The 10668-nt window shown below is 73.7% G+C and carries 4 protein-coding genes; 2 read left to right on the top strand and 2 right to left on the bottom strand.

The genetic code is table 11. The features are described from left to right. Positions 1-469: 469 nt before the first annotated feature. Positions 470-787, bottom strand: a complete 318-nt coding sequence (locus AC5LUJ_RS20625; protein WP_250286145.1) for a type II toxin-antitoxin system Phd/YefM family antitoxin — start codon at positions 785-787, stop codon at positions 470-472. Positions 788-986: 199 nt separating this feature from the next. Between AC5LUJ_RS20625 and lysS the strand changes: the two genes are divergently transcribed. Next, positions 987-2438: a lysine--tRNA ligase gene (gene lysS / locus AC5LUJ_RS20620; RefSeq protein WP_250286144.1), complete on the top strand. Its 1452-nt coding sequence runs from the start codon at positions 987-989 to the stop codon at positions 2436-2438. Positions 2439-2990: 552 nt separating this feature from the next. On the opposite strand, the gene AC5LUJ_RS20615 is transcribed toward lysS, so the two are convergent. Then, the gene (locus tag AC5LUJ_RS20615) at positions 2991-8750 is read right to left on the bottom strand and encodes an AAA domain-containing protein (protein WP_493465549.1); all 5760 of its coding nucleotides are present in this window, start codon (positions 8748-8750) and stop codon (positions 2991-2993) included. Between the two features lie 249 nt (positions 8751-8999). On the opposite strand from AC5LUJ_RS20615, the gene AC5LUJ_RS20610 reads away from it, so the two are divergent. Beyond that, positions 9000-10668 (top strand): endonuclease Q family protein (locus AC5LUJ_RS20610; RefSeq protein WP_493465548.1); only part of this gene is annotated, 1669 nt, incomplete at its 3' end.

Genomic DNA, 10668 nt, shown 5'->3' with positions numbered 1-10668 from the left:
TGGGGGCACCGGTGGCAGGGAAGCCGGTGGCGGTGTCACCGCGGCCGCGGCCGCCGGCCCGGCGGCCGGGACCCCGCCGATCAGCCATCCCGTCAGGGCTGCCGCCAGAAGCACCAGCAGGGACGGGAAAGCCGTCAGGCGGACGGGCTGGGCCGGGGCCGGGCGGCCCGTCGCGGGCGTCCTGAAGCGTCGGCGAGTCCGAGGCACCCAGCCAAGTTACTGTCGGTCACACCGCTCCAGCCGCAGAAGCCCCGCCGTGTCGCCCTCCGGTCACCACCACGGCGTCCACACCGGACGTCCGCACCCGGTCTCGTGGCAACACCGTAATTGCCGCGTTTCCGCTGCCCGGGAACGGGAAGCAGAGCTGTCGGTAACAGGGAGCGGCTGACACGCCGCGTCTACGGGCTCCCCGCGTCCTGTCGCTCTTCTCCCGCGTCCTGCCGCTGTTCTCCAGGGTATCCAGAGCTGTTCATGACGGTGCGGAAGTGCGGAGGCCTGCGGCTTCTGCCGCGGTCCTGCCTGGCGGGGTATCGGGCAGGTCACGGACTGCGTTCGCCGCGGCCGCGGCCGCGGCCTTGGCATAGCCGGATGCCGGAGGCTCGGAGATGAGACCGTCCCGTATCCAACGGGCGAACAGGCGCTGAGCGGGGTCGATAGGAATGATCTCCGCGATCGGTTCTCCGTCTCGCGTCACGATCAGCCGCTCGCCGTGTGCGGCGCGGTCGAGCACGCTCGCCGCGCGACGACTGAGATCACGGGCATTGACCGATGCCTGTCCGGTTGCCATGTCAGACATGATCTGTTTCTGTCGGGCGCGGCATCAAGCGCAACATCAAGTATGGTGTCGGATACGGGACTGATCGGTCTGGGCTGTTCGTGCGTCCGTCCGAAGGCTTCGGGCTCGCCGCCGTCCCGGTCGGCTGCCGGTCGACGATCTTCAGATATGCCAGGTCATCCAGGTTGCCGGTTCGCTATAGGGTGTGTTGATGTCGATGGAGGAGCCCGGAGTGAGCGGGCCCCGGTCCGGTTACCGCACCGACTCGGTGGCCGCGGACGCCAGGGAGGCGCCCGACGGCACGGCAGTCCGGCTCGCCGGCCGGGTGGTGCTCTGGCGCCGGATGGGCGGCCTGATCTTCGGGCACATCCAGGACCGCAGCGGGCGCGTCCAGGTCTCCCTGTCCAGGGACGAGCTGGGCGCGGAGACCATCAGGGAGTGGTCCCGCGCGCTGAAGATCGGCGACTTCGTCGGGGTCGCCGGCCGTCTCTACACCACCCGCCGTGGTGAGCGGACGGTGGCGGTATCCGACCTCACCGTGCTCAACCGGACGGCGCGCGCCCTGCCGGACAAGTGGCAGGGCCTGTCGAACGTGGAGGCCCGCTACCGCCGCCGCTATCTCGACCTGCTGGTCAACGACGAGTCCCGGGCGCGGTTCCGGGCCAGGGCGAAGGCGATCCAGCGGATCCGCCGGTTCCTCGACGACAACGACTTCCTCGAGGTCGAGACGCCGATCCTGCAGGAGGCGGCATCCGGCGCCGCCGCCCGGCCGTTCGTCACCCACCACAACGCGCTCGACGAGGACTTCTACCTGCGGATCTCACCGGAGACGTTCCTCAAGCGCGTCGTCGTCGGCTCCTTCGACCGCGTCTACGAGCTCGGCCGCAACTTCCGCAACGAGGGCATGGACTCCTCCCACCTCCAGGAGTTCACGATGCTGGAGTGGTACGCCGCCTACTGGGACTACCGCGACAACATGGCCTTCGTCCGCGAGCTGATCCTGGCGGTGCTCGACGACGTCCTCGGCACCCGCACCGTCACCTACGAGGGCGTGAAGCTGGACTTCGGCGCCGACTGGCCGGAGCTGGACTACCGGGCCGAGGTCGCCCGGCACACCGGCATCGACCTGACCGTGGTACGCGACCTGCCGGCCCTGCGGGAGCGGGTCGCCGGCCTCGGGCTGGACGTCGAGAACGCGCCGTCGTACGCGGCCCTGGTCGACCTGCTGTACAAGAAGACGGTCCGGCCCGGGCTCGTCCAGCCGTGCTTCCTGGTGCACCACCCGGCGGAGCTGGTCCCGCTGGCCCGGCGCAGCGACGACGACCCCGCCAGGCTCGACATGTTCCAGGTCGTGGTGAACGGCTGGGAGATCGTCAAGGCGTACTCGGAGCTGGTCGACCCGGCCGAGCAGCGGACCCGGCTGGAGGAGCAGGCCGAGCTGCGCGAGGCCGGCGACGACGAGACCATGATGATGGAGGAGGACTTCATCGAGGCGATGGAGTACGGGATGCCCCCGATGTCCGGCCTCGGCCTCGGCATCGACCGGTTCACCGCCCTGCTCACCGGCGCGCCCACCCTGCGCGACGTCGTCCTCTTCCCCACCATGCGCGGCGCCCGGAAAGGCCAGCACACCCCCGACGACCAGACCACCCCCGACGCCTGACCGGATTTCTTCTCGCCCGCCCCGGACCCGCCGCGGCCGCTCGGCCCTGATGAAAGCCGGTGCAACGGGTACGGGCCGGAGAGTCCGCCAGGCCGGTGTGAGCCGGCTGTCGGCTCCTGTAAGATCTTTGGCGGCAGCACGCCGACGCTGGGGTGGGGTCAAACGGCTCAGGCCGTTCAAGAAGGTCAAACGGTGGTGGAATGGGCTGCTACGAAGGCGGCCCCGCCTGTTCACCCGCTGGGCCTGGATGGCCGAGTTCTGACGGACTGGATGAGGTGAGCGGAGTGATGGGAGACTGTCATGCTCCGTTTCCGTGGGAGCCCGGGGATGAGATCCCCCGGGCCGCCCGGCGGGATCAGCTCAAGTAACGGGATCCAGCCGAAGTGACCCGGACGCGGGTCGACCTCCTTGTCTTAGTAAAGCTGCGCAGGATGGCGGTGAAACGGGCGAGCGGTGACATGATACTCGGCGGGGTCAAACGGTCGTAGCGACGCTACGACCGTTTGACCCCGCCCTGGATAATCTTTGTCACCGCGTCGCAGCAGAGGATGTTCAGCTGGTCAGGGCGCCGAGGGCGTCGTCGAGGCCTTCCAGGTCGCTCAGGGGGATCGGCGTCCAGCGGTGTTCGCCGACTCCCGGCGCGGCGGCAGCCCGGATGCTGGCCGTCGTGCCAGCCGTGTCGGCGTCGTCGCCGCTGGCGTTCTCGCCATCCCTGAGCGTGTTGTCCATGGGGACGGTGTCCCCGGTCACGTCGTCCGCTGGGGTGTCTGGACGGGGTGGTGCCGGCTGCGGTCCGTGACCGGCTCCGGTCGAATCGGCGGGGGCGGTGCCGCTCCGGGTGGTACGGGCCGCGTGTGCCGATGCCGCCACCGGTGCCACCGGTGCCACGCCGACGGCGGCCAGGGCGGGCCACAGGGAGGCGAGCGCGGCGTCCGGGTCGATCTCGAACTCCGACTGGCGGATCCGCCAGAAGCGCCAGCCGGCCCGGCGCAGCTCCCGTTCGCGGGCGAACTCGTGGGCGATCCGCTCGGGCGGCACGGCGGTGTCCGCGTCGCACTCGACCGCGAGGCGGGCGCGCCCGCCGGCCACCACCAGGTCGACGCGCCGGCCGTTCACCTCGACCTGGGGCCACACCAGATAGCCGCGTTCGCGCAGGACACGGAAGACCCGCTGCTCGAAGAGGGTGTCGAACCGCGGGTGTGGGATGTCCGGGCGGACGTCGCGCGGCACGGGTACGGGCAGGGACGCGGACCCGGCGGCGGCCGGGCCGGCGTCGGCCCCGGCGGTGGCGGACAGGGACGGCCGCGCGGAGGTCTGGGACAGCACATAGCTGAGGTAGTTGTGCCGCAGGTCGGTCGGCTCCAGGTCGCCCGTGGTCACCGAGTGGAACAGCCACACCTGGTCGCGGGCGCGGGAGGTGGCCACGTTGAACCTGCGCTGGTACTCCAGCCGGGTCAGCGACGGGGTGGGGGTGCCGGGCGCGACGACCATAGACAGGAAGACCACGTCCCGTTCGTCGCCCTGGAAGTCCGGCGGGGTCCCGACGCGCAGCCGCCGGCGCTGCTGCTCGGCCGGGGACATCCGGCTGACCAGTCTGCCGCGGATCAGCTCCGCCTGGGCGCTGCCCTGCAGCACGACGACCCCGAAGGTCAGCCCGTCGTAGCGGGGGTCGTCGGCGCAGGCCAGCACCTGGGTCACCAGGGCCTCGGCCTCGGCCGCGTTGCGCAGCCCGCCGGCGACACCGGAGGTGGCCGCGCCCGGGACGTGGCACGACCGCAGGGGTGGCAGCCGGTCCGCGCCGAACTGGCGCAGCGGCACCAGCGGGGCGTCCCGGTAGAACAGCGCGGACGACCATTCGATGATCTCCGGCATGCAGCGGAAGTGCTCGCGCAGCCGGATGACCTCGCCGAACCTCGTCCGCAGCAGGGTGAACAGGCTGGACCGGGGGGTGAACGCGATGCGCAGCCAGGTGGGGATGTCGGACAGCAGCGTGTCGAGACGTTGGAAGACCGGTTCCAGCTCCTCGAAGCTCGCCTCCGCCGGGGTGCACTGCCGGTCGTCACCGACCACGATCACGCGGGGGGCCAGCCACAGCAGGAACAGGCTGTCCAGCCCGGCCTGGCTGCCCTCGTCCACGATCACCACGTCGAAGCAGTCCCGGACGGCCGGGATGGTCGACAGCACCTCGCCGATCGGCATGATCCAGGCGGGGACGGCGGTCTGGGCGACCCGCATCGCCTCGCGCGCCGCCTGCCGGTACCGCTGCGCGTAACGGCCGGTGAACTTGCCGCCCGCGGCGACCGCGTCGGCGTAGGAGCGCAGCGCCGCGGACTGCTCGGAGCCCATCCGCGCAAGGCAGTGCTTCCAGGCGAGCGCGCCGGCGAGCTCGGCGGTGGCGGCGGCGAGGGCGTCCTCAGCCGCGTCGAGCTCGGCCTCGACGTCGGTCTCGCCAGCCGCCGTCCGCGAGCGTTCCAGCCAGGTCGCCGCGCAGGCCCACGCCCAGGCTTCGGGGAAGGACGCGGTCCGCCGGTCCCACCCGGCCGCGTCCGAGCCGTCCGGACGGCTCCCAGCCGCCGTTACGATGTTACGGAACGTATCCGTTCTCTCGGCATTCGCCATCCCGGCACCGGCCGCGCCGGCACCGCCGGCTGTGTGGGCCGGGTCCGGCGCCAGGCTCTCCAGCAGGGCGGCCAGGGCCGGGTGCGCGGCCCGCACACGCGCCAGCAGCGCCACGCAGCGCCGCTCCGCGTCCCGCTCGCCGTCGGCCGCCTCGAGCGCGGCCCGGGCGGCCTCGTAGGCGGTGACGTCGCGGGCGGCCAGCGCGCCCGCGAGCGCGGCCAGCTCCGGAGCGGACGTCCCGGTCCTGGCCGCCGCCAGGTAACGGCCGTGGATGCGGCTGAGATCCGCGGTGGCGGCGGCGGCGCGTTGCCGCCACCGGACGTCCTCGAGCGCGGCGGCGAGATCCCGGCAGGCCCGGGCCCCGGTGAACGTGACACCGAGAGAGCCGCCGGCGGCCGGGGTGCCCGTGACGGCGGTGCCCGTGACGGCGGTGCCCGTGACGGCGGTGCCCGGGGCGTCCGACGTGCCAAAGGCGCCGGCGGCGGCGGAGGTGTTGGCAGCGCCGAAGGAGGCCAGGACGCCGAGGACGCGGTCGCGCGCGCCGCGGGCGTGGTCGACCGCGGCGAGGGCGCCGGCCAGATCGTGCAGGCGGGCCAGGCGCACCTCGGGGGCGGCGTCGGGGTCGACGTGTACGTCCACCAGCGCCCAGGCGCTGCTCGCCGTCTCCAGGCAGACCTGCGCGGTCAGTCGGGCGAGTACCACGTCGAGCAGGTCGGGGGTGCGCGGGGGGATGCCGTCGACAGCCGCCTCCGTGAGCAGGGGAGCCGCGTTCTTCTGGGCCTTCGAGGGGAAGACGGCGCGCAGGCCGTGGCCGGCCGCCAGGTGGGCCCGCAGCGCCTCACCGTGGGCGAGCAGCACCTGCGCGCTCGCGGGCCCCCGCTCGGTCAGCGCGGGCAGGACGACCGTGTGCAGCCCGACCCGCTCGAGCGCGCCGGCGGCCTGCTCGACGGCCGGCGTGGTTGAAGCGATCTTCTCCCACAGCACGGCGTCACGGCCGGCGAGGGCGTCGTCGAGCGCCGTCTGCACCCACGCCCAGCGGGTGTGATGGCCCGCCACCAGCGCCAGGGCGTCAGTCAGCTCCGCGGCGGCCGCCCGCAGGGCGTCCACCCGCGCCGGGGACAGCCCGGCGAGCCGGTCGGCGAGAGCGGCGACCGGCTCGCCAAGGGTGGCCGCGCTGTTGTGGGCGACGGAGGAGGCGGCCTGCTCGGCGGCCAGCAGCTGGCGGATCGTGCCGGTCGGGACCAGCAGGTCCGGATCGGTCGGGTCCTGGGCGAGCCGGTGGGCCCGGGCAGGTGTGCGGGAGCGCAGCACGGCGAGCAGTTCGGCCGCCTCGGCGGCGTCCAGGGGTGCTGGCGGCGGCCCGCCATACTCGCCGCGGCTGCCGCGTCCACCGTGGTCGTTGTAATCGTTGCGACCGCCATGACCGCCATGACCGCCATGACCGCCGCTGGCGGGTGTCGGGCCGTGCCCGCCGGCAGCGCCATCGCCGCCGCGTCCCCGGTCGCTGTCGGTGATATTGCCACCGGCGCTGGCGCTGTCCTGACCGGCGGCGGGCCAGGGCACGGGGGTGGGGAGCCAGCCGTGGGCGGCGTGCTCATCCCGCACCCGGGCCGCGATCCGGGCCAGGGTGCCCTCCCAGCCCGGCGCCACATCGTCGCTGCTGTGGTGGACGCCCTCGGCCGCGCGCAGCCGCTGGATCAGTTCGGCCAGTTCGGCCCGGCGTGCGACGGCGTCGTCCCGCCGGGAGCGCAGCCGCGCGATCCGCCGGTCGTGGTCGTCCGGCCGGAAGGCGGCCTTCTCCGCCGCGAGCGCGCTGATGCTCACCGCGAGCTCGGTCGAACCGGTGTCGTCGAGGTCGGTGAGCGACACGCACAGCCGTTGCAGCTCCGGGGGCATCTTCTCCCGCAGCACCCGCAGCGCCTGCGCCTTCTGGCTGGTGACCAGCACCCGCTTGCCCTCGGCGAGCAGCGCGGACATCAGGTTGGCGATCGTGTGGGTCTTGCCCGTCCCGGGTGGCCCTTCCACCACGACGCCGTTGTCCCGGCGCAGGCGTTCCATCACGTGGGCCTGCTCCGGGTTCGCCGGCAGCGGGAACAGCGGCGCGGTGTCGCCCGGGCCGTCCCCGCCGGGCGCCGCGTCCCCGGCAGGCAGCACGTCTCCGGCAGGCACCGTGCCCGCGGCCAGCCAGGCCAGGCGTTCGTCGGCCTCCAGCGTCTCGACCAGCTGCACCAGGCCGAGCGGGGGCGGGCTGTCGCCGCGCAGCGCGTCCAGCATCTGGTCGTAGTAGTTCAGCAGCGCCGCCCGGCCGCGGGCGCGCAGCACCAACGCCGGGGCGAACGTCACCTGCGGGCGCGGGCCGGGCCGCGCCGCCGGCTGCCAGGACGGCGAGTAGCCGTCGGTGGACACGTCCACGGCAAGGGTCAGCCAGTCGCGCAGGACCCGCTCGTCGTCGGAGCCGAGGGAGACGGCGGGGCGGCCGCGCAGCCGCTCGTGCAGCGCGTTGGTCCGTTCCGGCCGGAACGCCGCCACCCCGTCGAGCAGGCTGCTGTCCTCCAGCCGGGTTGTGGCCTCGGCGGGCAGCCGCAGGCGGATGGCGGAGCTGGCCGCGTCGATCTCCACCAGCAGCCTGGTCGCGAGCAGATGATGACGGACCTCGACAGCCGCGGGTGGGCCGTCCGTCGCGGAAGGCCGCCCGCCTGTCACGGACGGGCGTGCCGCCGCCGGGCCGAGCGCCGGCCGGCCCGGCATCGTTGCCGATGTGATCGTTGCCGCCGGGTCGAGCGAGGGCATGCCGGTCGCGGACGGGCCGGGCGCGGCTGCCGGGCGCGCCGTGGACGCCGGTCCCGACGCCGACGCCGACGCCGATGCCGACGTCGGGACCGGGCTCGGGACCTGCCAGGACAGCAGGCCGGTGCAGAGCACCAGCTCGAGCGCGTCGCCCTCCTGCGCCAGGCGCTGGGCCACCGTGTGCAGGACGTTGTGCAGGGCCCGCCGGTCGGCGTCCGCGCGGGCCCTGGCCGCCCAGATCCGCCAGGCCGGCAGCCACTGCGCGTAGGCAGCCCGGATCTCGGGCGCGTCCGCGAGCCGGATGGTTTCGGTGATCTCGCGCTGGATGCCGTCCGGCCGTAGTTCGACGCGGGTCCGTGGGCCGATCTCGCGCAGCGGCGGGAACTCCTCGACCGGCTCGCCCGGCTCGGCCATGACGACCCAGTCGGTGAGCGGGCCGGGCAGCGCCGGCGGTGGTGGCAGTGCCGCCGCGGCGGGTGCGGCGAGCAGCACCTCGCCGGGGCCGGCCTGCTCGAACAGGGACAGCCCGTCCGGGAGGTCGTCGAGCCACACCACGGCGGGATGCTCGTCGACCGTGGTGACCCGCGGCGCCTGGGCCAGGGCGATCTCCCGCAGGAACCGGACCAGCCGGTGGCACCGGTCGGTCAGCGTGGCCCGGCGCCGGTCGTCGAGGTGGTACTCCGCGCGGAGCGGCCCGGCACCGCTTTCCGCACCGGGCTGTTCCCCGCCGGGCTGTTCCTCGCCGGGCTGTTCCTCGCCCTGCCGCCCCGCTCGCCCCGCGCGACGCTGCCCGCCGCCGAGCCGCTCGTCGCCCCGGCGCTCGCTGTCACGGCGCTCGTCGGGGCGATCAGCGTGATGGTGCCCGTCGTGATGGCGCGGCTGGCGAACCGCCGTCTGATCGGTCATAGTCCCCTCCGGATGCGACCGCCCCCGAGGGCTTCCTCCGATGGCCGGATGCGCACACCGGCGGACACATCCCGTTGCGGCAGTGCCCATAATGACGCGTCCCACTGGGATGCGGTCATGCCGGGTGGCGTCGCGGGCGGGCACGGGCGGCGGGAGCCGGCCGGGGGGAACCTGTCGAAGGGGGGCCGATGGCCCGGCCCGGCGGGCCGCCGCGTGTGCGAGCGCGCGGGTGCGACAACATACCCAGCTGTGAGCTCACGGTTTCTTGCGGACCTGCACATCCACTCCAAGTACTCACGGGCCTGCAGCCGCGACTGCGACCTGGAGCATCTTGCCTGGTGGGCGGCGCGCAAGGGGATCCAGGTGATCGGCACTGGAGACTTCACCCACCCGGCCTGGACGCAGGAGATCGTCACCAAGCTCGTGCCGGCCGAGCCCGGCCTGTTCCGGCTGCGCCCCGACCTTGAGGCGGACGTGCTGCGGGCCCTGCCCGCGTCCTGCCGGGTGGCGACCCGGTTCATGCTCTCCACGGAGATCTCCACGATCTACAAGCGGGGGGAGCGGACCCGCAAGGTCCACCACCTTCTTTACGCCCCGAGCACCGACGCCGCGGCCCGGATCACCACGAGCCTGGCGAAGATCGGCAATCTCACCGCGGACGGGCGTCCCATCCTGGGACTGGACTCGCGCGACCTGCTGGAGATCACCCTTGGCGCGGGCGACGGCTGCTACCTGATACCGGCCCACGTGTGGACGCCGTGGTTCGCTGTGCTGGGCTCCAAGTCCGGTTTCGACGCGGTCGAGGACTGCTACGTCGACCTGGCCGACCACATCTTCGCGCTGGAGACCGGCCTGTCCGCGGACCCGCCGATGTTCTGGCGGCTGTCCGGGCTCGACCGGTTCCGCCTGGTCAGCAACTCCGACGCGCACTCCCCGCCCATGCTCGGCCGGGAGGCGACCGCGTTCACCTGCGACGTCGACTACTTCGCCATGCTCGCGGCGCTGCGCACCGGGGACGGGTTCGCCGGCACGATCGAGTTCTTCCCCGAGGAGGGCAAGTACCACCTCGACGGCCACCGCAAGTGCAACGTCCGCTACGAACCGAGCCAGACCCGGCAGGCGGACGGGCGCTGCCCGCAGTGCGGACGGGCGCTGACCGTCGGCGTCCTGCACCGGGTGGACACGCTCGCCGACCGCGCCGAGGGGGTCCGCCCGCCGACCGCGGGCGAGGTGCGCTCACTGGTGGCGCTGCCCGAGGTCGTGGGGGAGATCCTCGGGGTCGGGCCGAAGAGCAAGGCGGTGGCCGCGCAGGTCACGGCGCTGGCCACCCGGCTCGGCCCGGAGCTGGGGATTCTCGCCGAGGTGCCGCTGGACGCGATCGCCGAGGTCGGCTCGTCCGCGCTGGTGGAGGCGATCCGCCGGCTGCGGAACGAGGAGGTGATCCGCGAGGCCGGGTACGACGGCGAGTACGGCGTCATCCGCCTCTTCCGTCCGGAAGAGCTCAGCTCGGACGCGGGCACGCTGTTCGACCTCGCCGCCGGCACGGCAGCACCGCCCGCCGACGCAGCGGCATCGTCCGCCGGTGTAACGGCTCCGCCTGCCGGCACAACGGTGCCGGGCGCCACCGCAACGGCACCGGGCCGCGCAGAGCCGGGCCGCGCAGAGCCGGGCGGCACAGCGGAGAAGGCGGCGGGGGAACGGGCAGCGGGGGAGAAGGCAGCGGCCGCGGGCGGCTCCCGAGCTCGCTCCGCCCGTCGGGCAGGCCGCGCCGTCCGTACCGCGCTGGCGCCGTCCGTGCCGGCGCCAGCAGGCCGGCCGGCATCCTTATCCGCGGCCCCGTCCGCGGTGGGCAGCACCGCGGTGGACAGCACCGTGGATTCATCGGGCACGCCGGATCCGGCGTGCCCGGCTCCTCGGC

This window comes from Protofrankia sp. CiP1_Cm_nod3 (assembly GCF_982290655.1).
This window is presented reverse-complemented; position numbering and strand designations above follow the sequence as displayed.

Excerpts from the sequence above, each read along its gene's own strand:
- AC5LUJ_RS20625 (WP_250286145.1), bottom strand. The coding sequence starts at position 787 with ATGGCAACCGGACAGGCATCGGTCAATGCCCGTGATCTCAGTCGTCGC.
- lysS (WP_250286144.1), top strand. The coding sequence starts at position 987 with ATGTCGATGGAGGAGCCCGGAGTGAGCGGGCCCCGGTCCGGTTACCGC.
- AC5LUJ_RS20615 (WP_493465549.1), bottom strand. The coding sequence starts at position 8,750 with ATGACCGATCAGACGGCGGTTCGCCAGCCGCGCCATCACGACGGGCAC.